Consider the following 21,369-nt stretch of genomic DNA (forward strand, 5'->3'; position numbering starts at 1 on the left):
CCCGTGGGGGGTGTGAGCCGCCGCGGGTCGTCACCCAGCACCGAACGCACCGATCTGTCCAAGAGCCATGTCCAGGGCTGCCTGAAGGGGCACGGCGGTGCCCGTCGTCAGGCTCAGCAGCAGCCCTCCGTACAGCATTGCGGCGAACGCCGAACCGAGTGCGGTGACGTCCGCCTCGGGTCGCAGGTTGCCATGCGCCTGGAGCCGCGCCAGCGCTTTCGAGAGAGCCTCTTCCCAGTAGCGGAGGCCGAAGGCTTCGGCCGAGCTGGGCGCCGCAGGGTCACTGGCGGTGCCTCCTTCCGGGCACGGGCGAGGTCCGTCCAGTACCGCTCCCGCGGCCACCAGCTCGACGGCTGCGTCGGCCCACGCGTGAAGCCGGTCCGGCGACGTGACGCTGCTCAGCTTCGGCCGCACGTTGACCAAGGCCCAGCTGAGTCGGTCGATGGTCTTGGGTTCCAAGCGAGGCTCCTCACGCCCAGGGGTCTGCTACCCATGGGCAGTGCAGGTTCCGGCACATGTCTCACGTCTCGTCGTGCGTGGATTCGGTCACGTGGTGCTTGTGAGGCCCGGTCACCCCGGCTTCACGGGCCACACCGGCCAGGTGCCACCGCGTCCCGCGCCGTGATCTCGAGCTCACGCGCGTTGGCTGACGTACCCGCCGGCACCGGCTGGTTGGCCGGGGTCCAGGCCCAGGAACCGCTCCGCGTTGCCGCGGAGCAGGGCGGCCCGGGTGCTCTCATCGAGGAAGTCGGCGTGATGGACCACGTGGCCGGCGGGACGCTCCCCCAGCGGGTACGGGTAGTCGCTGCCGACCATGACACTTCCCGGGCCCAAGGTGTCGACCAGCATCCGCAGCGCGGCCGGGTCGAACACGACCGAGTCGACGCTGAAGCGCCCGACGTAGTGCGAAGGCGGCAGCTGTGACGTGGCGATGAGGTCGGGTCGCCGGCGCCAGGCGTTCTCGAGGCGACCGAGCCAGAAGGCGAACGAGCCGCCACCGTGGGCAAAGCAGATCCGCAGCGACGAGGGGACCCGGTCGAACACGCCTCCCAGGATCATGGCGATGATCGACAGGTGGGTCTCCGCCGGCATGCCGGTGATCCATCGAGCCATCCATCGCTCGAGCCGCGGCGAGGTCGGCATGTCCCACGGGTGGACGAAGACGGGGACTCCTCGGTCGGCGCAGTGCTGCAGGAAGGTCACGACTCCTTCGTCGTCCAGGTCCCGGCCGCCGACGTGGTTGCCGATCTCGACCCCCCGGTGTCCGTTCGCGAGGCATCGGTCCACCTCCTCGCATGCGGCGTCCGGGTCCTGCAACGGGACCTGCGCGAACGGCAGGAGCCGCTGTGGGGCCGGGGCACAGACCTCGAGGGCGAGGTCGTTGAAGATGCGGGCGATCTTGGTGGCCTCATCGCTTGGGGCGTCGTAGGAGAAGAACACCGGCGTGGGCGAGACCACTTGGGCCGCGACGCCGTCGGCGTCCATGGCTTTCAGTCGTACCTCGGCGTTCCAGCAGTCCTCGCCGACCGGGCGAAACTCCTTGTCCCCGAGCATGATGCAGGCCTGCCGCTCGGAGTCGATGCGCAGCCAAGGCCAGTCCCGACGTGGTGAGACGACCTCGGACAGGTCCGGCCAGCCGCGTGGGACGTAGTGGCTGTGCACGTCGATCGTGCTCACCGGTGTCATCCCTTGCCGGGATGCACGGTGCCGCAGCTGGGGCAGGTGCGCCCCTGCTCGCTGGTGTAGAAGTCCTGGAACACCGGCGGCAGGTCTTGGACGATGTCGCGCACCTGGAGCTCGACTTCATGGACCTTGGTGCTGCATTGCGGGCAGAACCAGGCGAACTTCTCCAGCTGCCCTTCGTCGCGGATTCGCTCGATGACGATGCCGATCGAGCCGGGCTCCGGCCGTTGGGGCGAGTGGTAGGTGTTGCGCGGCAGCATCCACATGTCACCCTCGTGGATGTCGACGCGCCGAGGCCCGTCGTCGGTCATGAGGTTCACGTGCATGCTGCCCTTGACCTGGTAGAACCACTCCTCGAACGGGTCGAAGTGGTAGTCGGTGCGCTGGTTGGGTCCGCCGACGACCTGCACGATGAAGTCGTCCATCGGCGTCAGCGCCTGCCGGTTGTTCACCGGCGGCTTGAGCAGGTGCTCGTTGTCCTTGAGCCACTCGGGGAAGTTGATGACGGGCGGGATGGTGCTCATGAGTCCTCCTTGGGGTTGGTCGCACCCTCGACCCGGGCGATCGCCTGGATCTCGATGAGCAGGTGCGGGTGGGGCAGCTGGTGCACGGCCACCGTGGTGCGCGTCGGCCCGTGCTCGTCGAAGTAGTCGGCCCAGACCTCGTTGTAACCGGCGAAGTCGTTCATGCTGACCAGGTAGGTGGTGGCTTGGACCAGGTCGGTCAGGGTGGCGCCGGCCGCCTCGAGGACGGCGCGGATGTTCTCGATGACCGCTCGGGTCTGGACGCGGATGTCCAGCGAGGTCACTCCGAACTCGTCTGCCGCTGCCCCCTCGATGGTGTTGTCCGGACGGCGGCTGCTCGTTCCCGAGACGAACACGAGGTCTCCGGACTTCTTCACGTGCGGGAACCGTCCGCGCGGAGTCGCTCTTCCCGTCACGGTGATCGCCGTCGTCTCATTCATGGCGGGCACCTGCCGACCCGAGGCGGACACTGACCCGGCCCAGGCCGGTGACGGTCGACTGGACGTGCGAACCGGCGTGGAGCGGTACGGCCGCGGTGGCCGCACCAGCCATCAGCACCATGCCGGCTCGCAGTGTGAACCCGTACGCCCTGGCCATCCGGCGGGCGGCCGCGACGGCCCGGTAGGGGTGTCCGAGGATTGCGGCGGTCGACCCGGTCTGGGAGACCTGGCCGTCGACCTCCAGGGCCACGCCCCGGTTGCCGAGGTCGCCGGCGGCGCTGAGCTGCTGCCATGGCCCGATGACGTAGCCGGCAGCGGAGGTGTTGTCGGCGACGACGTCCTCGAGAGTGAACCTGAAGTCGCGGTAGCGCGAGTCGATGATCTCCAGTGCCGGCGCGACCGCGTCGACGGCCGAGCCGGTCTCGGGCGAGTCGTCGTCGGCCTCGACGTCGCGGCCGAGCAGCCAGGCGACCTCTGGTTCGATGCGCGGGTGGATGTACCGGGCGGGGTCTGCCTGTCCCCCGTCGGGAACCTGCATTCCGGCGGTGATCGAGCCGATGATGACGTCGTCGACGCCCATCTGCTGGGCCTTGGCGCGGCTCGTGAAGCCGAGCTTCACGCCCGAGATCCGGTCGCCGCGCGCCGTTCTGCGCTCGACCAGCAGGTGCTGGACGGCGTACGCGTCGTTGAGGGTGAGGTGTGCCGTGGTGGTCACCTGTTGGACGGCGGTGGCCGAGGTCTGGGCGTCGTCGAGGGTCGCTGCCAGGACGGCCAGCGTGTCCGGCGCGGCGATGGTCATGCCGTCACCGCCTCGGTGGACTCGGCCTTGAGCAGGTCCAGGGCGACGTCGACGATCATGTCCTCCTGGCCGCCGACCATCTTGCGGCGCCCCAGCTCGAGCAGGATGTCCCGGGCGTCGAGTCCGTACCGGGCGGCGGCGCGCTCGGCGTGCAGCAGGAAGCTGGAGTACACGCCGGCGTAGCCCAGCGACAGGGTCTCGCGGTCGACGCGCACCGGTCGGGTCTGCAGGGGTCGGATGATGTCGTCGGCGGCGTCCTGCAGCGTGAAGAGGTCGCAGCCGTGCTGCCAGCCCATGAGGTTGGCCACGGCGATGAACGCCTCGAGTGCGGTGTTCCCGGCGCCGGCGCCCTGCCCGGCCAGGGACGCGTCGACTCGGTAGGCGCCGTGCTCGACTGCGGTCACGCTGTTGGCGACGCTGAGCGACAGGTTCTCGTGTGCGTGGATGCCGATCTGGGTCTCGGGGTTCAACCGCTGTCGGAAGGCCTCGACGCGTTGGGCGACCTCACGGGTGGTGAGCCGGCCCGCGGAGTCGGTGACGTAGACGCAGTGCGCTCCGTAGGACTCCATCAGCCTGGCCTGCTCGGCCAGGCCTGCGGGGTCGTTGAGGTGGCTCATCATGAGGAACCCGGAGACGTCCATGTCGTGCTCGCGGGCCCACGCGATGTGTTGGGCTGCGACGTCGGCTTCGGTGCAGTGGGTGGCGACGCGAACGCTTCTGACCCCCAGGTCACGAGCCGCTCTGAGGTCTTCGATCGTCCCGATGCCGGGCAGGATCAAAGTGGTGAGGGTGGCGCGGGTGACGACGTCGGCGGCCGCCGCGATCCAGTCCAGGTCGGTGGCGGCGCCATGCCCGTAGGTGACGCTGGACCCGCCGAGCCCGTCGCCGTGGGCCACCTCGATCGCGTCGACTCCGGCCGCCTCGAGGGTGGCGGCGACGGTGCGGACCTGCTCGGGCGTGTACTGGTGGCCCAGGGCGTGCGCCCCGTCGCGAAGGGTCACGTCCTGGACGTAGAGCCGCGGGCCGCCCGCGTGAGATGTGCTGGTGTCGGGCAGGTTTGGCTGCGCGGTGTTCATGCTGTGGCTCCCAGTCGCTGTGAGACGAGACGCTCGGCGGTGCGCAGGGCGGCCGAGGTCATGATGTCGAGGTTTCCGGCGTACTCCGGCAGGTAGTGACCGGCACCGACGACCTCGAGGAAGACCGAGACCCTGGTGCCGCGGAAGGGGCGCCCCAGCGCGGGGACGAATGGCTCGTCGACGGTGTCGAACTGGACGTCCTGCTTGAGGCGGTAACCCGGGACGTAGCTGCGGACCTGTTCCGCCATGGCGTGCACTGAGGCGCGGACGGCGGCCTGGTCGACCGGACCCTCGACGAGGCAGAACACGGTGTCGCGCATGACCAGCGGCGGGTCGGCCGGGTTGAGGATGATGACGGCCTTGCCCCGCTGCGCTCCCCCGACCGCTTCGATGGCGCGGGCTGTCGTCTCGGTGAACTCGTCGATGTTGGCTCGTGTGCCCGGGCCCGCGGACTTGGACGCGATGGACGCGACGATCTCGGCGTAGGCCACGTCGGCGATACGGGCCACAGCGGCGACCATCGGGACGGTCGCCTGGCCACCGCACGTGACCATGTTGACGTTGGTGGTGCCCAGATGCTGTCCGAGGTTGACCGGCGGGATGACGTAAGGACCGACGGCCGCGGGTGTGAGGTCGACCATGAGCTTGCCGTGCGTGCGAACGAGTTTGTCGTTGTTGAGGTGTGCTTTCGCGGAGGTTGCGTCGAAGACGAGCTCGACCTGGTCGAACTCCGGCATGCGCAGCAGTCCTTCGACACCCTGGTGAGTCGTGGCGACGCCGATGCGCCGGGCTCGCGCGAGCCCGTCCGACTCGGGATCGATCCCGACCATGGCTTCGACGTGCAAGGTGGTGGACAGGCGTTTGACCTTGAACATGAGGTCGGTGCCGATGTTGCCTGAGCCGATGATGGCTACTCCGACGGTCATGCCGGGTCTCCTTCGTGAGTGGGGCGGGGGGTGCTGAACGTGGCGCGGACCTCGCCGAGGCCATCGAGGCGCGCGGTGTACGTGCCGGAGTGGTCGACGCCGACCATGGGTCCGAGGGCGCCGGACAGGACGATCTCCCCGGCGCGCAACGAGCGACCTCTGCGGGCCATCTGCCGGGCGAGCCACGCCACCGAGATCACGGGGCTGCCCAGGCATGCGGCTCCGGTACCGGTGGAGACCACGTCGCCGTCGTGCTCGAGGGTCATGCCGAGGCCGGTCAGGTTCAGCCCGTCGAGGCCTCGCGGGGTCGTGCCGAGGACGACGGCGCCGCTGGAGGCGTTGTCGGCGATGGTGTCGGTGATGCGGATGTCCCATCCGCTGATGCGTGAGTCGACGACCTCGATGGCTGGCAGGACGAACTGGGTCGCTCGCAGGACGTCGGCGACGTTCGCCGTCGGCGCGTCCAGGTCGGAACCGAGGACGAACGCGACCTCGGCCTCCACGCGCGGTTGCAGGAACGTGGACAGGTCCAGCCGCTCACGGTCGGCGAACACCATGTCGTCGAGCAGGGAGCCGTAGTCGGGGGTTGTGACACCGAACTGTGTCTGGACTGCTGCGGATGTCAGGCCGATCTTGCGCCCGACGATGCTGCGTCCGTCCTTGAGTCGGCGTCCGATGTTGAGTGACTGGACGAGGTAGGCACTGTCGTTGTCGGTGTCCCCGATGAGATCCCGGACAGGCGTGCAGGGCTCCCCGGAGGTGTGGGCGTCCCAGAGGCGGTCGGCCGCCGCCCGCTGGGCTGCGGTCACGTGCAGGGTGTCGATGGCGCTCACAGCTGCACGCACACATTCGTCGGTTCGGTGTAGAAGTGCAGCGAGTGCTGGCCGCCTTCGCGCCCGATGCCCGAAAGTCCCACTCCTCCGAACGGGCTGCGCAGGTCACGCAGGTACCACGCGTTGACCCAGGACATCCCGACCCGCATCTGCTGCGCAACGCGGTGGCCGCGTTCCAGGTCCGAGGTCCACGTCACCGCGGCCAGCCCGTACCGGGTGTCGTTGGCCAGGCGCACGGCCTCGACTTCGGTGTCGAACGGGATGAGCGCGGCGACGGGTCCGAAGACCTCCTCGCGTACGGTGCGGTGGCTGTTGTCCAGGCCGGTCCACAGCGTCGGTTCGATCCACGCGCCGGCATCCAGGTCGCCTCCCAGCGATGGGACGCCGCCACCGGCGAGCACGCTCGCTCCTTCGTTCTGGGCCAGCTTCAGGTACGACAGGACCTTCTCGCGGTGACCCAGGGAGATCAGCGGACCGGTTGTCGTGTCCGGGTCTTCGGGGCGCCCCAGTCGCAGCGCCTTGGCCCGCTCGGCCAGCTCGGCCGCGACCTGTTCGAAGATCGGCCGCTGCACGTAGACCCGCTCGGTGCACAGGCACACCTGGCCGGTGTTGAGGAAGATGGACCGGGCCAGGCCGTCGGCTGCCTTGTCGAGGTCTGCGTCGGCGAAGACGACAGCCGCGTTCTTGCCACCGAGCTCGAACGAGACGGGCTTCACGCTGGGTGCGACGGCACGCATGATCGTCGACCCCGTCGAGGACTCGCCGGTGAAGGTGACGCCGTCGATGTCCGCGTGCGTGGTGAGGAACTGTCCGGCCGAGTCGGGCCCGAAGCCGTGCACGACGTTGTACACCCCGGCCGGGACGCCGGCTTCCGTCATCACCTCGGCGAGCAGGGTCGCGGTGGCCGGGGTCTCCTCCGAAGGCTTGACCACGACGGTGTTGCCGCAGGCGAGCGCGGGGGCGACCTTCCAGGTGAGCAGCAGCAGCGGAAGGTTCCAGGGAACGATGATGGCCACGACGCCCAGCGGTTTGCGCACGGCGTAGTTCAACGCGGTGCGTCCGTCGGACAGCTCCGTCAGGTAAGAGTCGAGGCCGGCGGCGGCGACCGTGTCGGCGAAGGCCCGGAAGTTCGTGGCGGCGCGGGCGACGTCGAGCTCCCGCACGAGGCTCAGGGGCTTGCCGGTGTCGGCCGACTCAGCGGAGACGAAGTCCTCGCTGCGGCGCTCGATGATGTCGGCGACGCGGCGCAGCATGCCCACCCGGTTCTGCACACTGGTCTGCGCCCAGCCCGCGTCGAGGGCGTCTCGGGCCGCGGCAACAGCGGCGTCCACGTGCTGCCGGCCGGCCTCGTGCACGGTGCTGACGACTGAGCCGTCGACCGGGCTGCACTTGTCGAAGGTCGCGACGCCATCGACGAACCGCCCGCCGATGAAGTTGCGGATCTGGTGGGACGTGCCGTTGGGAATAGCCATAGATGCAGGCTAGGAAGCAGAGGCGATGCCTGACTAATGCTCTTTGGCGGTCCAGTCATGCGCTTTCTGGTATGCCTGATCACGTGCAGGGTCTACCGAGCGCTCGAGCCGGCTGTGACGACGGAACGGGTTCGCTGGCAGGCGAGCGTCGGTCCGGCGGAACGTTCCACCGCCCTCCGCCAAGGTTGCGCAGATGGACCACAAGCTCGAACGAGACTGCGGCCCAACCGCCGGCACCCCCGCCCGTGGCCCGGCTCGACCACCTGTCCATGACCTGGGGGCTCGCACGACCGCTTCCAGGAGGAGACGCGCACGTCAGGTCGACGAATGGCGGTACATCAGTTCCCTGCTCGCGGATCCCGCACGAGGGGGCGATGCGACCTAGCAGGGACCGCTGGCGCTGGAGCGGGTCGCAGGTCAGGGTGCGGCCTGCCGGGCACAGGTCACTGCATCGGACTCACCCTGATGCGCGGGAAGGGTCCGCACATTCGCCCAGGCGGCCGGGACGGTCCGGCGGCCTTCGGGCACTGCTTCGCACCTCCGGGGAGGCCCGTCAACAGACGGTCGCGTCACCCCGCGGGATGTTGTCTCCGAGGTTGAAGTACTTGGAGTGGTGGAAGATCAGGGGCGCGACGTCCCCCTCTTCCTTCGAACCGTGCTCGATGACCTCGCCCACGAAGATCGAGTGGTCACCCCCGTCGTAGGTGCCCCACTTGCGGCACAGGAACCAGGCCAGACAGTCCTGGATGACGGGGCAACCGTGCTGGACGTCCATCTGCACGTCGGGCGAGACCGCCCACGGGCTGCGGGCATACCAGTCTGCGATGGCGCCCTGCTTGTTGCTCAGGATGCTCAGCCCGTAGTAACCATCGGTGGCCATGAGCAGCTCGTGCATCCGGCCCGGCTTGTTGACGCTGACCCCGCACAGTCGTGGGTCCAGCGAGACCGGTGAGAACGAGCTGGCCGTCATCCCGTGGACGCCGGTGCCGTCGCTGATGGTGACGATGCTGACGCCCGTGGGAAAGTGCCGCAGGGCGTGCCTGAACGCCAGTGCCTCAGGCCCGTTGGGAACGAACGTACTGGTGGGTGTGGTCACCTGAATCACTCCTCGTCGCCAGGCCAACAGCGGCCTTCGGCTTTGCTGGAGAGATCATCGTGCGCGACCCGGGTCATGCCACGCCAATGCGCGTTTACGCGGAAGGCATACCTACTTGGTCATGGGCGCACCCTGGTCGACGAGCTCCTGAAGGACCTCGATCATCTTCGCCGCAGCCGGTGTCAGCGGGCGCGAGGCGGACAGGGTGATGCCGACACTGTGGCTCACGAGATCGAGCGAGGGGCCCAGTGAGACAGCTCCGTCGATCGTGTTCAGGATCGAGGTCGACACGGCAGCGATGGAGTCCGTGGTCAGCAGCAGGTGCCGCAGGGCCAGGAAGGAGGTTGTCTCGACCCGGTTCACGGGCAGCTCGATGCCCTGCTCACCGAAGAACACCTCCAGCTCGCCCCGCAGCCGAGCCTCCGAGCTGGGCATGATCCAGGGGTAGTTCGACAGCTCGGAGACAGGGAACGTCCCCCTCCGCGCCAATGGATGGTCGGCGCGCACGGCCAAAGAGACCGCCTCGTCGTGCAGGCGTCGCCGGATGAAGTGTTCGTCCGTCGGTCGGGTGAGCCGGCCGACGACCAGGTCGAGGCGGCCGGCTTCCAGCTCGATGAGCAGGCGTTGCGGGAGCGCCTCGTACAGCTCCACGGTGAGCATCGGATGGCGCGCCTTCAAGCTCGCGACGGCGCGCGGCACCAACGCATTCGAGCCCGTCAGGTGCACGCCGACCACCACGGTGCCCCGGTCGGCATCCAGCAGCTCCTGGACGTGCCGTTCGGCCTGGCGCACCTGGGAGATGATCGCCCTCGCGTGGATGGTGAATGCCTCGCTGACCGGGGTCGAGGACAGGCCGCGGGACGTGCGCTCGAACAGCGGCACGCCCAGGAGCAGCTCGAGCTCGCGAAGCGTCCGGGTCGCTGCGGGCTGGGTGATGCCCAGCTCCTCGGCGGCGGCGCTCAAGGTGCCCAGTCGGGCGATGGCATCGGCCAACAGAAGGTGGCGGAACTTGAGCCGCCCGTCGAGCAGGTTCGGCTTCTTCATGGCTCATCCTCATACCAGTTCAGCAATACCGCACATGCGATTTGATATTTGCCGAGCATAACGAGGGCGCTCACGATAGGTCCACAGACCACAGACACCGCCGCCTAGTGGAGGACCCCATGTCTGGCACCGCCTACAACACCTATCTGCAGGCCGACACCCTGCACTCGCTCCAGGTTCCGGTGACACAGGACGAGGGCGAGCGCTCCTTCCTGGTGGTGTGCCAAGTCCAGGAGCTCTACTTCGCGCTGATCTCGCACGACATCGGCGCCGCGTCGCACCACCTGCGCGGGGACGCACTGTCTGCGGCGACGTCGTCCGTGCAGCGCGCTGGTTCGCACTTTGCGGGCCTCAACGCCACCTGGCGGTCGCTGGAGTGGATGCTGCCGGCGGACTTCGCCGCCATCAAGCAAGGCATGACCGCAGTCCACGGCAGGTCCACGTCCCTGCAGTCGTGGACCTACCGCGAGATGCTGTTCCGTCTCGGCCTCAAGGACGCCAGCCTCGCCGAGGAGGTGGCCGCCATGCCGGCCCAGTACGCGCAGCTGCGCGAGGCTCTCGCTACGCCAAGCGTGTACGAGGAGGCCTTGGCCCTGGCCCGCCGGCGAGGCCACGAGCTGCCCACCGCCGACACGTCCGACGCACCCGACACGTCGGACGCACCCGAGGCGCCCGACGCCGAGCAACGCCTCGAGCCGGCCGTCGTCGGCTTCTGGACCTCGGTGCTCCTCTCTGCCGACCCTGACCTGTCGGACTTCCGGGCCTTCGCGCGCGCCCTCATCGGCGTGGCCGAAGGTTTGGCCGAGTACAGGTACCTGCACTACCTCGCGACCAACCGCACCCTCGGCGCGCGGCCCGCACACTTCGGCGTCAGCGGCGTCGCCTGGCTCACCCCGACCCTGACAGTGCTGCCGTTCCCGGAGCTGTGGGCGACCCGAACGGGCGGTGAGTGAGGATGCCCTCGCCGTTCACGATCGTCGGCATCTCGGGCAGCCTGCGCCGCGCCTCCTTCAACACCAGACTCTTGGACGAGGCTGCCAAGCTGGCCCCCGAGCTCCTTCACGTCGACGTGTACGAACAGCTGGGTAGCCTGCCGCACTTCAACGAGGACCAGGAAACCCCTGCCCCGAGCCAGGTCGACGACCTTCGGCGCCAGGTCCGCGACGCAGACGGCCTGCTGATCGCGACGCCCGAGTACAACGCCTCGATCCCCGGCGTGCTGAAGAACGCGCTCGACTGGCTCTCCCGTCCCGTGGACGGTGTCGCACCACCGCTGAAGGGCAAGCCGGTCGCGATCCTCGGCGCATCCATGAGCCCACTCGGGACCGTCCGCGCCCAGCTCAGCCTTCGCCAGATTCTCCACAAGCTCGACGCCGCGGTCGTACGGCAGCCGGAGTTCATTCTCGGCACCGCACACACGCAGCTCCATGAAGAGGGCGAGGGCTTGAACTCACCGACAGCCGAGGTCCTGCGCCTGGTCCTCGAACAGCTGCACGCCTTGATCGGGCGTGGCTCGCGCGCACCGATCGACTGAACAAAGACACGACGGCTCGGCGGCACTCACAAGTGCAGCCGCCGCTCGGCTCACCTCCAGCACTATCCGAACGAGGACTCCCATGGCAACGACAACAGACACGACTCAGGGCCCAGCCCTCGGCATGCGCAAGAAGGTCATCGTGGCGGTCGCCGGCTCGGCGATCGAGTGGTACGACTTCTTCATCTACGCCACCGCCTCCGCGCTGGTTCTCAACAAGCTGTTCTTCCCGTCGTTCAGTAGCTCGGCCGGCCTGCTGCTGTCACTGTCGACATTCGCGGTCGGCTTCCTCGTGCGGCCCTTCGGCGCTGCGCTGTTCGGTCACTTCGGTGACCGGTTCGGGCGCAAGCCCACGCTGGTGACCGCCATGATGCTCATGGGCGCCGCGACCACGGCGATCGGGTTCCTTCCGACATATGGGTCGGCTGGAACGCTGGCCCCGGTCCTCCTCGTGGCGCTGCGCCTCATCCAAGGCCTTGCCCTGGGCGGCCAGTGGGGCGGCGCGGTTCTCATCGTCTGCGAGAGCGCGCCAGCGCATCGCCGCGGCTTCTACGGCAGCTTCGCCCAGATCGGCGTCCCCCTGGCCCTCATCCTGTCCAACGTCATCTTCGTGACCTTGTCCGCGACCACCAGTGAAGCCGCGTTCCTCCAGTGGGGATGGCGAATCCCCTTCTTCCTGAGCGTTCTTCTGGTCGGCGTCGGTATCTACGCCCAGTCCCGCCTCGAGGGCGTGGACTCTGCGCAGGAGGACCAGCCGAACCGGCTGCCGCTGGTGGAGCTGCTGCGCGAGCACTGGAAGGAGACGCTTCAGGCCGCCGGAGCCACCCTGCTGAACGCGGCCGCCTACTACGTCCTGACCGTGTACGTCCTGGCCTACTTCACCACCGGCCTGGGCCTGCCCAAGAGCGCCATTCTCACGGCGGTCATCATCGCGGCGGTCGTCTCGATCGCCACGATCCCGGCCGCGGCTCACCTGTCCGACCGGATCGGCCGACGCAAGACATATGCCATCGGTGCCGTTGCGCTCGGCATCTGGGTGTTCCCGATGTTCTGGCTCATCAACACCGGCAGCGTGACCCTGGCGACCATCGCGTTGGTCGTCGCCCAAGTCTTCTTCAGCTTCACCTACGGGCCGGCGCCAGCCCTGTTCTCGGAGATGTTCGGCCGCAAGGTCCGCTACTCCGGAGTCTCCCTCGGCTACCAGCTCGGCGCCGTTGCCGGGGGCGCGTTCGCTCCCCTCATCGCGACCGCACTGTACGCCGAGTTCGGGACGAGCAACGTCGTCGCCGCGTACCTGACCGGAGTTGCGGTCCTGTCCCTCGTCGCCGTAGGCCTCATCTCCCAACCCCGCCCTGCCACGAGGACCGCCACAACGGCGGCGCGCAGCCGGACAGCACGCGCCCAGGTCGGACTGCTCGACTGAGCAGGCCCCCGGGCCCCCGACCTCGGGGGCCCGGGCGCCTGCGCGGGACGACCGACCCAATACTCACGCGCGCCGCACGGCCCTGAGTCGGGTCAACGCGCCTTCTCACCGGCCGGGCAGGCGTCGCGACAGTCCTGGCCGCGGACGAACCTCCCCGGCGGGCCGCCTCCCCTGCACACCGTCTGCGTCTCGTCGAGGCCTCCGTGCGCCTTGCCCTCATGCATCCGTGCCCGTCGCGCCCCCCGTCACCGCGGCCTCGCGGGCGACCGGTGACGCGGCACCGCTGCGCCGCACCCCGCCCCGCGATTCGCCGCCTCGGCGCGCCGACCCAGCCCGTGGACGGCCACGACTCGCCACGTCATCCACGAAAGGCTAGACTGAACCCGATAGTCCACTTCGTAGCCCTCAGGCCGAGCGGGTACACCATTTCTCCCGCCACCGGCAGGGAAGGCCGTCGAAGACCCTACTTCACTTGCATCCCAATGTATTCAGAGACAAACAACTCCGGAGAACACGCCCATGACTGCCGAGCCCCTGGAGCGGCGGCGCCGCGACAATGAGACTCCTCTCAGTGGACCTGTCAGTCCCTTTTCTGGCCGGCCATCGGGGTCGCTGGTCACCGACGAGCCTCCAGGCACACCGCTGGAGGAGACTCGGGAACCGACTCCGAGCGATACGGACCATGCGCCGTCGGCGACAGATGACGAACCCGGGCGTGCCGAGGAGAACTCACGCTGGACCAGCGCGTTGACCGGCCCAGGGCCGGCCCGCGAAGCGGCAGCCGACGCCTTGTACGCGTACCTGTTGCGCGCCGCTCGCAGCGAGCTGGCCCACCGGTCGAGCACATCGCGCCTTTCCGGCCCCGAGCGTGATGACCTGGCCCATCAGTCCGCTGCGGACGCGTTGGTCTCGGTCATCAGACGAATCCGTGACTTCCGTGGCGAGAGCAAGTTCACGACCTGGGCCCGTAGCTTCGTCACCTTCGAGGTTCGAGTGAAGATCCGCCAGCACCACCGCCGCACCGGCCCTCACCTGCTGGTCGGCGAGGACTGGGACCGCATCACGCCCTTGGGGCCTCATGGCCCAGACGCCGACGTTGAGGCGTTCGAGCTCAAACAGGCCGTGGTGTCAGCGATGACGACCGCCCTGACCGCTCGGCAACGAGCGGTGTTCGTGGGCCTTGTGGTGCACGGGGCAACGATCGAGCAGCTGGCAGCACAGCTCGGCTCGAACCGAAACGCCGTCTACCAGCTGATGTTCCATGCTCGGCGGAACCTGCGGCGTCAGCTCACCCAACGAGGCTTCATGTACGGGGTTCCGTCGTCCTGACCGATGCGCTCTTGGACGCCACCACCAAGCAGGCGTCCCAGTGATGCGGGGCGCTACTCCGACTGGGCGGTGCCGTCCGGTCGGTCGATCCGCACTCCTCCGACGGGAAGGTCCAGGTCGGCGTGCAGCAGCCGGTAGACCGACAGCTCCCGGTCGTAGTACTTGTCGGTCTCCCCGACCCACTCCATCCCGACCCGTCCCGCCAAGGCCGCGGCGCGCCGGTTGTGGGGACGGACCACCGCGAAGATCTCCGCGGCCCCGTTGGCGAACGCATAGTGAGCCAGCGCGTGACCCGCCTCGGTGGCCAACCCCTTCCCCCACCATGTCGGCTGCAGCTGCCATGCGATCTGCAGGTCCTCGCCGCCAGGCCCGAACGGCAGCAGCGCGGCCCCACCTACGACCTCTCGACCCGCGCAGGTCCCCGCTAGCGCTATCGCCCACCGACCAACCGGTGGCACCGCGTGCTCGTTCTCGCTGATCCAGCGGTCCAGGATGCCGGCCATGGTTCCGGTGTCGGGCACGAGTGACATCTCGGGTTCGAGCCAGTGCGCCACGGCACAGCTGCCGTAGATGCTCAATGCCTCGGTCACGTCCCGGCCGGCCCACGGACGCAGCACCACCTTCGGGGTGCGGATGACTCGTCCGTCGATCTCGCAGAAGTCGATCATTGCGGTGTCTGAGCTCCTTTACGTGTGTCTCCGGGGTCGGGTGCAGCCGTCATCGGACTTTGTCCGGGGGGACGCGACCATGGTTCTCGGCATGGCCGCGCTCAGGTCTCAGTGCTGTTCACGCGACGTCTCTTAGCGGCGGCGGGTGGACGGGTTGCTGCCCTGTCGGCGTGCGCGCGCACTGCTCGATCCGCTGGGTGAGCGCGAGGTGCGGCATCTGCCGGAGGGTGGGTCCACACCGCTGGGCGGCTGTGAGATCTGCGTGGCACCGAACACTCAAGCCGGCGACGGTCTCGCAGCTCCCCCAGGTCGAACTCGCGGCGCGTCTCCAGACCGACGACCATGAGGAGGACCGCCATGAGGCCGCTGCTGACCCACTCGCGCAGGGTGAGGGTCACACCGTGCTCACCGACGAGCACCGATACGTGCGTGACCCAGACGGTGGCGTAGCTCGAGCCGGCGTTGGCCCAGCGCACGGCCGCGACGATGGCGAGCGCCAGGACACCGGCACTGCCCGACTCGGTCCGCAGGAACGAGCCGGCCGATGGGAGCCCTTCACGTGCCATCCACTGGGTCACGTCACCCAGGGCGGGACGCCGGCCCCGGGTTGGTGCCGTCACCGAGTCGCGCGCATCAGGGTCCCTCCCCCGCTCATGAACGAACCTCACATTCGCCGCGCCCCATCTCTGCACCCCAAGCCGCCCAGTGTTCGCCCGTACCCGGTGCCAACGGCGGCGAGATGTCTTCGTGGGCAAGGGTCTTTCACTGCGCGACCTCTCACAGTGGCCGGCACTGCACCGGGGCACGGCCACAGGGAAGCCGTGCCCCGGCGGTCTCGGTGTGACGGTGCCCTCGGCAGTGGCCGAAGGTCTCACGTCCGGCGTGCGGGAACGCCGCTAGTCCGTCAAGGAGAGGCTGCGTCGTTCTTGGGGTTCCTCCAGGTCGGGCCGGTCCAGGCGGTACCGGTTCAGGGTCATCCCGTAGTACTCACTGGTCGAGCCGTCGGGTCTCATACCGATGTGAATGGCGGTCCCGATCGCCCGGTCGTTGGCCGGGTCGATGAGCGCGTAGAGGCGGTCGATGGCCTCGACGCTGAACGCGTGGTGGGCCACTGCGTGGGCGGCCTCGGACGCAAACCCCTGCCGTGCCGCCTCCGGCGCGACGTGCCACCACAACGTCAGCAGGGGCGGCCCACTGGTCGGCGTCGTCAGGTGGGCGCTGCCGATGACCTTGCCGGTGTCCTGTCGTTCGATGGCCCATCGGCCCTGCGGCACCGGGGCGCGGTTGGACTCGACGATCCAGCGGTCCAGCAGCCGGCGTGCCGCGTCCGGGCTGGCGATCTGCGGCACGACTGGATGCATCCACCGGGTCACGGACGGGTGCGCGAACAGGTCGTAGGCGACGTCGGTGTCATCGAGGTCCCAGGCGCGCAGCACGATCCGCGGCGTCCGGATCTGCAACAGCTCGAGGCGGACGTCGTGCGGGTCCTCGTGCCGGTCGTGCACGAACGCCTCCGGTCCGGCAGCGTCGAGACGCGCTTGGCCGGTACGGTGCCGTCGCGGGACGGGGGGCGCGAGCAGCTCGGCGTGCTCGGGGTGCCTCTGGATGTACTCCGACACGTAGGAGCACGTCGGCGCAAGACGCGCGCCTCTGGACCGGACGATGCCGATCGCGTGCTCCACGAGCAGCGCCCCGACGTCGTGTCCGCGTAGTCGGGGCGTGACGTACGTGTGCTCGAGCTCGACGTGGCCGACGGAGGTCCACCTGTAGGACAGCAGGCCGATGACCGTGCCGGAGCGAACGGCCTCGTACTGCTGGTTGACCGGGTTGTCGAGTATCTCGATGGGTGCGGTGGCATCGGTGCTTCGTTCGAGCGGATCGGGCATGGTTCACCTTCTTGGCTGTGCAGCCTGCGAGGGCGTGGTCACCGCGGGTCGCGGGCCATGCACCGGGGGCACCACCTTGATGGCGTTGGTGCAGGGCTGCGCGCAAACGGGTCAGTGGCTGCTCGACTGCTGGTGACCGCCGCAGCCGAGTTCTTATCGGTCGGTCATGTGACGATCGACTCCAGCACCGGAGGGCCGCGATGCCCGGCCCATCCGGCCCCACCTGCTCCAAAGGGCCGTGGCCGGTGAGGCCGACGAGACTTTCGGTGCTCTACTACTCAGCCACCGGCGCGCTGCACACCATGGCACACCGGGTGGCCGACGCGGCGGGGTCGCTGGGTGCCGAGATCCGCCTCCGGCAGGTGGCTGGGCCGGCACCAGATGAAGCGACCGCATCCAATGCCGCGTGGAGCCAGCACTTCGACCTCACGAAGGACGAGCCGCGTGCCACGGCCGAGGACGTGGTGTGGACGGACGCGGGTCGCGGCCGTCCGGTGCCGGCGCGCTCGGGCCGACCTTGCCATGTCCCAGCGCTCCGCGTCGGTGGCGCGAGCAGGACGCGTGCTCGTCTGCGATCGTCGTCAGTGGCCGCGTCGGGTCCGAGCGGACTCCTCGACGGTGAGCTCTGCCGCGGGGTCGGCCACAAGACGCGCGTCGGGAATCGCGACCCCGCTCTGCACCGAGAACCCGTACGTTCCAGCGGCGAGTCGGGCGTCTGCTCGGTCCAACGCCGCCAGTCGCTCCCGCAGGATGCCGTCGATCGTGATGCCGACGACCTCGTGCTGCAACGGCTGGGCGGCGTCCGCGTCCCCGTCTCCGGCCTCACGCATGGCCTCGTTGTCCTCGATGCGTGCCGAGGCTGAGGTGGCCAGCAGCTCGGTCACGCGGGCGCGCTCGGCATCCAAGAGCGTCTTGGCCTGGTCAACGTCCACAAGAAGTCCTTTCGTCTGTCCTCGCGCGGCAGTCCGTCGCGCGGTCCGTTCGTGGGGTGCGTCGCGGCGGCGCAGGGCGGCTCAGCGGCCCGCGAGGTAGGCGCCGACACGCGCTCGGACCACGTTGCGCCCGCGGGCGAGGTCACGCTGCACGTCCGGGACCTCGCGCCCCAGGACGAGCGCTGCCGACAGGAGCTCCTGACCCTGGATGTCGACGAGGTCGACGACGTCGGCCACCTGCCGCGGCAGGTCGTCCAGCGCCGAGTCGACGACGCCGTACAGCTCTTCGGTCTCCAGCTCGGCTTCGGGGCCGAGGAACCTCGTCAGCGCCGGCCACGCCCTCGGCGGGCTGACCCAGCTGCCGACATCGCTGCCCTCGCTGTACAGCTCTGGCAGAAGGAGTTCGGCTGGGTCGGCGTCCGCGTCCAACATCTGCAGCTCAGCCAGGTCACGAAGGGACCCGTTCACCTCGAACCCCGCCGGCAGGTCGCCCTCGATCGGTTCGGACGAGGAGTGCGCGTGGTGCGCCAGGATGCTGTCGGCCCACTCCTCTCGGGTGTCCTCGTCGTCCGTCACGTGCCTCGCCGCTTGACGGAGCAGGTGCGCGGCCAGCTCCTCACGCCGGGGGGTGCGAGTCCGCAGCTGCGACAGGAAGTAGTCCCAGGTCTCCTGAACGAGGTCATCGGCATGGGCAGGATCAGCGGCCCGAGCCAGCTGTGCCAGGAACTTCTGCTGGTCCCCGACGGGGTCGTTGGCCGGGGGGCCGTGGTGCCCCGGAATCGTTGGCGTGGCCCGCGTCCGCCGTGCCGTCCTCGGCGCCGCCATCAGAGCGGACGTCGTCGCGACCTGGTCCAGGTGCGTCGTGCACGCCGAGCACCGAGCGGCATGACGCGCCGTGTCGACGAGGTCGGACGCCGGGACAGCTCCGCTGAGCACCAGCCCTCCATAGGCCGCGACCGCGCTACACCTCATCTGTTACTCCTTCGGTCGGCGCCGGTCAGGCACGCGGCGCATGCCCGCGGCAGGGACGCTCATGTCCGTGTTCGTGTCCGGTACGCGCGGGTTCTTTGGTCTCGCTGGGGCAGGGCGAGCACGGGCGTTGGCAATTGCGCCGGTAGGGGGCGGCATCGTTCGGGCCGTGGCGTTCTCGTCATCCGGAGGGCCCGAACCGTTCCACCCGGATGTCCGTGGAAGGGACGCCGAGGGCGTCGAGCAGCATGGTGGCGGTGTCGCAGAAGGCGGGCGACCCGCACACGAACGGCTGCTGCCCCGGTCGCAGCACGGGAGCCAGATCGGCCTCGGTGAGGCGTCCCGCAGCACGGGGATGCCGCGGCGGCGCCTGCCGCGTGTAGACGACCGTGGTCTGCTCTGCGGCGAGCTCTTTGGCGTAGTACAGCTCGCTCGGGCTGCGCGCCGAGACCACCAACGTCACGAGGTCCTCACGACGGACGGCTCGGGCCGCGCGAAGCATCGACATCAGCGGGACGACCCCACTTCCTCCGGCGATCCCGAGCATGGGTACCGACACGTCCCACGCGAAATGGCCGCCGATCGGGCCGCGTACCTGGACGGTGTCACCGATCTCGAGGCCCTCGTGCAGGAACGTGGACACCTCACCTCCGCGGAGCAGCTCCACCGTGATCTCCAACGGGTCGCTGCCCGGCGCGGAGGCGGCCGAGTACGCCCGCTGCGCCCGGTACCCGTCCTCAGCCATCAGCCGAACGATGAAGTGCTGGCCGGCAACGAAGTCATGCGGGCCGGCAAGCATGAGCTGGAACGTCTTCGCCGTGAGGGTCTCGCATCGGAGCCCGACGACCGAGGCCGTCTGCCACGGCTGGACGGGCGGAACACGGGTCGTGACCAACCGGTCCATCAGTCTCCCTGGTACCGCTGCTCGAGCCACGGGTCCCCACGGTCGTGGTAGCCGCTGCGTTCCCACAGGCCGGGCTCGTCGTGGTCCATCAGGTGCAGGCCCGACACCCACTTGGCGCTCTTCCAGAAGTAGAGGTGCGGGACGAGCAGCCGGGCGGGGCCACCGTGCTCGGCCGGCAGGGGCTGGCCGCCGACCTCCCACACGACCCAGGCCTTGCCGCCGAGGACGTCCTCGAGAGGCAGGTTGGTCGTGTACCCGGTGTGGGAACGGGCCAGGACGAACGTGGCCTCCGGCAGGACGCCGGCGAGGTCCAGAAGGGTGTCGACGGACACACCGCGGAAGGTCATGTCGGACTTGGACCACGTGGTGACGCAGTGGATGGCGCCCTCGTACGTCGATGGCGTCATGCGGTGCAGCTGTACCCATGACCACGTGTGCGGGTCCCGCACCAGCCCGTCGACGGTGAACGTCCACGTGGCAGTGTCCAACCTCGGCGTGGGCTCGTAGCTCAGGACCGGCCAGTTGTCGCCGGTGTCGTACTGCCCCGGAGGGAGCCTCGCGTCACTGCGGTCGCGCCTCGTGAACCCTCGTGTCACTGACATGTCGGAACGTCACCTGCTTCCAGTGGTGGGTGGTGGTGTTCGGGGTGGGCCCGCGGGCCCTTCATGGCCTGCCCGCGCCTGTCGAGCCGTTTCGGCCTCGAGCATCCACGCCTGCTTCTCGATCTCGAGGATCGTCTGGTTGAACAGGTCAGCGGTCGCCGGGTCGACGGCGCGGGCGCCCGGGGACTCGTGGCGTCGCGCGGCTGTCGCCGTCAGTTGCGTCCCGCCATGACGCCACCGTCGACGTTGACGATGCTGCCGGTGACCCAGCCGGCGTCGTCGGACAGCAGGTACGTGACGGCTCCGGCGATGTCCTCGGGGGTGCCGACACGACCGAGCGGGTGCACCCCGTCCAGCCCGTGCAGCGTCTCCTCGATCTGGTCCGCCGGCACGAAGCCTTCGTACAGGGGCGTGGCCACGACCGCGGGAGCGACCGCGTTGACCCGGATGCGCCGGGGTGCGAGCTCGATGGCCAGGTTGTGCGTCAGAGCGTGCAGGCCCGCCTTGGCCATGGAGTACGCCGACGACGGGGTCGCACCGAGGGCCTGGTGCGCCCACATGGAGCCGATGTTGACGATGGAGCCACCGCCACGGGCGACCATGAGGCGGGCCACGCCCTGGGTGAGGAAGAACGTGCCACGGTTGATGTCCAGGTAGGAGTCGTAGGCGGCGAGGTCGTAGTCCAGGAAGTTCTTCGGGATGAAGAAGCCTGCAGAGTTGACGAGGAGGCTGGTGTCGGCGTGGTCGCGAGCGAGCGCGTCGACCATGGCGTCGACCTGTGCCGCGTCGTTGAGGTCGCCGGCGAGCGCGGTGACGCGGTCGCCGCCGTCCAGGTACTGGACTGCTTCGTCCAGCTTGGTGTGGCTGCGCCCGATGAGCACCACCGAACCGCCCTCGCCCAGCACGGTGGCAGCGGTGGCCCGGCCCATTCCGCTGCTGCCGCCTGTGACGACCAGCTTGTGTCCCACGAATCGATCTGACATGTGCCGCAACCTCCGGTTGAGTGTGAATCCGCCGCCGCTGTGGGGGCGGGGGCTTCGGTCGGCGAAGCCATGGCACGTAGGTGGCGCGCGGCAGCCGTTCCTTATGGGGACCGGCCCGTCGGCCCGATGGTTGTCGCCGCCGGCTGGGGCCTGAGGTGACCCGCTGCCCCTTGAGGAGCAACCGAAGACGCTGCCACGGGTGTCCGCTGCGCGACCCCGATGAGGACCGAGCCGTCCACCTCTGTG

Annotated in this window: 23 protein-coding genes; 4 read left to right on the forward strand and 19 right to left on the reverse strand. The window is 69.0% G+C overall.

All coding sequences use genetic code 11. From position 1 onward, the window contains the following. Positions 1 to 30 precede the first annotated feature (30 nt). The 11 genes from AC1VM9_RS03540 to AC1VM9_RS03590 all read right to left on the reverse strand — a co-directional run bounded on the left by AC1VM9_RS03540 (position 31) and on the right by AC1VM9_RS03590 (position 9,893). Positions 31 to 459, reverse strand: a complete 429-nt coding sequence (locus AC1VM9_RS03540) for a hypothetical protein (protein ID WP_483121200.1) — start codon at positions 457 to 459, stop codon at positions 31 to 33. 174 nt (positions 460 to 633) lie between these two features. After that, the gene (locus tag AC1VM9_RS03545; RefSeq protein ID WP_481343766.1) at positions 634 to 1,677 is read right to left on the reverse strand and encodes an amidohydrolase family protein; all 1,044 of its coding nucleotides are present in this window, start codon (positions 1,675 to 1,677) and stop codon (positions 634 to 636) included. Positions 1,678 to 1,682: 5 nt separating this feature from the next. After that, positions 1,683 to 2,207, reverse strand: a complete 525-nt coding sequence (locus AC1VM9_RS03550) for a 3-hydroxyanthranilate 3,4-dioxygenase (RefSeq protein ID WP_481346938.1) — start codon at positions 2,205 to 2,207, stop codon at positions 1,683 to 1,685. Then, positions 2,204 to 2,647, reverse strand: coding sequence for a RidA family protein (locus AC1VM9_RS03555; protein WP_481346937.1), 444 nt, complete (start codon positions 2,645 to 2,647; stop codon positions 2,204 to 2,206). The genes AC1VM9_RS03550 and AC1VM9_RS03555 overlap by 4 nt, the downstream gene beginning before the upstream one ends. Continuing rightward, a complete protein-coding gene (locus AC1VM9_RS03560; RefSeq protein WP_481346936.1) occupies positions 2,640 to 3,446 on the reverse strand; it encodes a 2-keto-4-pentenoate hydratase in 807 nt (268 codons plus the stop codon). The genes AC1VM9_RS03555 and AC1VM9_RS03560 overlap by 8 nt, the downstream gene beginning before the upstream one ends. Then, entirely contained in the window at positions 3,443 to 4,522 is a 1,080-nt protein-coding gene (gene dmpG, locus AC1VM9_RS03565; RefSeq protein ID WP_483121203.1) for a 4-hydroxy-2-oxovalerate aldolase, read from the reverse strand. The genes AC1VM9_RS03560 and dmpG overlap by 4 nt, the downstream gene beginning before the upstream one ends. After that, on the reverse strand, positions 4,519 to 5,448 hold the full coding sequence (locus AC1VM9_RS03570) for an acetaldehyde dehydrogenase (acetylating) (RefSeq protein ID WP_483121205.1): 930 nt from the start codon (positions 5,446 to 5,448) through the stop codon (positions 4,519 to 4,521). The genes dmpG and AC1VM9_RS03570 overlap by 4 nt, the downstream gene beginning before the upstream one ends. Continuing rightward, on the reverse strand, positions 5,445 to 6,281 hold the full coding sequence (locus AC1VM9_RS03575) for a 2-keto-4-pentenoate hydratase (RefSeq protein ID WP_483121207.1): 837 nt from the start codon (positions 6,279 to 6,281) through the stop codon (positions 5,445 to 5,447). The genes AC1VM9_RS03570 and AC1VM9_RS03575 overlap by 4 nt, the downstream gene beginning before the upstream one ends. Beyond that, entirely contained in the window at positions 6,278 to 7,753 is a 1,476-nt protein-coding gene (locus AC1VM9_RS03580) for a 2-hydroxymuconic semialdehyde dehydrogenase (RefSeq protein WP_483121209.1), read from the reverse strand. Before AC1VM9_RS03580 ends, AC1VM9_RS03575 begins: the two co-directional genes overlap by 4 nt. A gap of 553 nt (positions 7,754 to 8,306) precedes the next feature. Then, complete coding sequence (locus AC1VM9_RS03585) at positions 8,307 to 8,849, reverse strand: flavin reductase family protein (protein WP_483121210.1); 543 nt, start codon at positions 8,847 to 8,849, stop codon at positions 8,307 to 8,309. Positions 8,850 to 8,960: 111 nt separating this feature from the next. Next, positions 8,961 to 9,893: a LysR substrate-binding domain-containing protein gene (locus tag AC1VM9_RS03590; RefSeq protein ID WP_481342857.1), complete on the reverse strand. Its 933-nt coding sequence runs from the start codon at positions 9,891 to 9,893 to the stop codon at positions 8,961 to 8,963. Positions 9,894 to 10,012: 119 nt separating this feature from the next. Between AC1VM9_RS03590 and AC1VM9_RS03595 the strand changes: the two genes are divergently transcribed. The 4 genes from AC1VM9_RS03595 (at position 10,013) to AC1VM9_RS03610 (ending at position 14,179) form a co-directional block, all read left to right on the forward strand. Further along, on the forward strand, positions 10,013 to 10,846 hold the full coding sequence (locus AC1VM9_RS03595; protein ID WP_483121212.1) for a tryptophan 2,3-dioxygenase family protein: 834 nt from the start codon (positions 10,013 to 10,015) through the stop codon (positions 10,844 to 10,846). A gap of 2 nt (positions 10,847 to 10,848) precedes the next feature. Further along, on the forward strand, positions 10,849 to 11,427 hold the full coding sequence (locus AC1VM9_RS03600; protein WP_481346833.1) for an NADPH-dependent FMN reductase: 579 nt from the start codon (positions 10,849 to 10,851) through the stop codon (positions 11,425 to 11,427). Between the two features lie 82 nt (positions 11,428 to 11,509). Next, on the forward strand, positions 11,510 to 12,850 hold the full coding sequence (locus AC1VM9_RS03605) for an MFS transporter (RefSeq protein WP_483121214.1): 1,341 nt from the start codon (positions 11,510 to 11,512) through the stop codon (positions 12,848 to 12,850). A 519-nt stretch (positions 12,851 to 13,369) separates the two neighbouring features. Then, on the forward strand, positions 13,370 to 14,179 hold the full coding sequence (locus AC1VM9_RS03610) for an RNA polymerase sigma factor (RefSeq protein ID WP_483121216.1): 810 nt from the start codon (positions 13,370 to 13,372) through the stop codon (positions 14,177 to 14,179). 53 nt (positions 14,180 to 14,232) lie between these two features. Here the strand turns inward: AC1VM9_RS03610 and AC1VM9_RS03615 are convergent, their stop codons facing one another. From AC1VM9_RS03615 to AC1VM9_RS03650, 8 genes are all read right to left on the reverse strand, one after another. Then, positions 14,233 to 14,847 (reverse strand): GNAT family N-acetyltransferase, encoded by a 615-nt coding sequence (locus AC1VM9_RS03615; RefSeq protein ID WP_483121218.1) that lies wholly within the window; start codon positions 14,845 to 14,847, stop codon positions 14,233 to 14,235. 101 nt (positions 14,848 to 14,948) lie between these two features. Continuing rightward, positions 14,949 to 15,413: a Na+/H+ antiporter NhaA gene (locus AC1VM9_RS03620; RefSeq protein WP_483121220.1), complete on the reverse strand. Its 465-nt coding sequence runs from the start codon at positions 15,411 to 15,413 to the stop codon at positions 14,949 to 14,951. Between the two features lie 330 nt (positions 15,414 to 15,743). Continuing rightward, positions 15,744 to 16,733 (reverse strand): GNAT family N-acetyltransferase, encoded by a 990-nt coding sequence (locus tag AC1VM9_RS03625; RefSeq protein WP_483121222.1) that lies wholly within the window; start codon positions 16,731 to 16,733, stop codon positions 15,744 to 15,746. Positions 16,734 to 17,314: 581 nt separating this feature from the next. Beyond that, the gene (locus AC1VM9_RS03630) at positions 17,315 to 17,665 is read right to left on the reverse strand and encodes a TraR/DksA family transcriptional regulator (protein ID WP_483121224.1); all 351 of its coding nucleotides are present in this window, start codon (positions 17,663 to 17,665) and stop codon (positions 17,315 to 17,317) included. A gap of 81 nt (positions 17,666 to 17,746) precedes the next feature. Then, complete coding sequence (locus AC1VM9_RS03635; RefSeq protein WP_483121226.1) at positions 17,747 to 18,637, reverse strand: sigma-70 family RNA polymerase sigma factor; 891 nt, start codon at positions 18,635 to 18,637, stop codon at positions 17,747 to 17,749. A 178-nt stretch (positions 18,638 to 18,815) separates the two neighbouring features. Beyond that, positions 18,816 to 19,538 (reverse strand): FAD-binding oxidoreductase, encoded by a 723-nt coding sequence (locus AC1VM9_RS03640; protein ID WP_483121227.1) that lies wholly within the window; start codon positions 19,536 to 19,538, stop codon positions 18,816 to 18,818. Beyond that, a complete protein-coding gene (locus tag AC1VM9_RS03645; RefSeq protein ID WP_483121228.1) occupies positions 19,538 to 20,140 on the reverse strand; it encodes a sulfite oxidase-like oxidoreductase in 603 nt (200 codons plus the stop codon). Before AC1VM9_RS03645 ends, AC1VM9_RS03640 begins: the two co-directional genes overlap by 1 nt. Before the next feature lie 212 nt (positions 20,141 to 20,352). Beyond that, positions 20,353 to 21,108 carry an SDR family NAD(P)-dependent oxidoreductase gene (locus tag AC1VM9_RS03650; protein ID WP_483121230.1) on the reverse strand — a complete coding sequence of 252 codons (756 nt, stop codon included), beginning with the start codon at positions 21,106 to 21,108 and terminating at the stop codon, positions 20,353 to 20,355. Positions 21,109 to 21,369: the final 261 nt, after the last annotated feature.

The organism is Monashia sp. HAY1-11D (assembly GCF_056868035.1).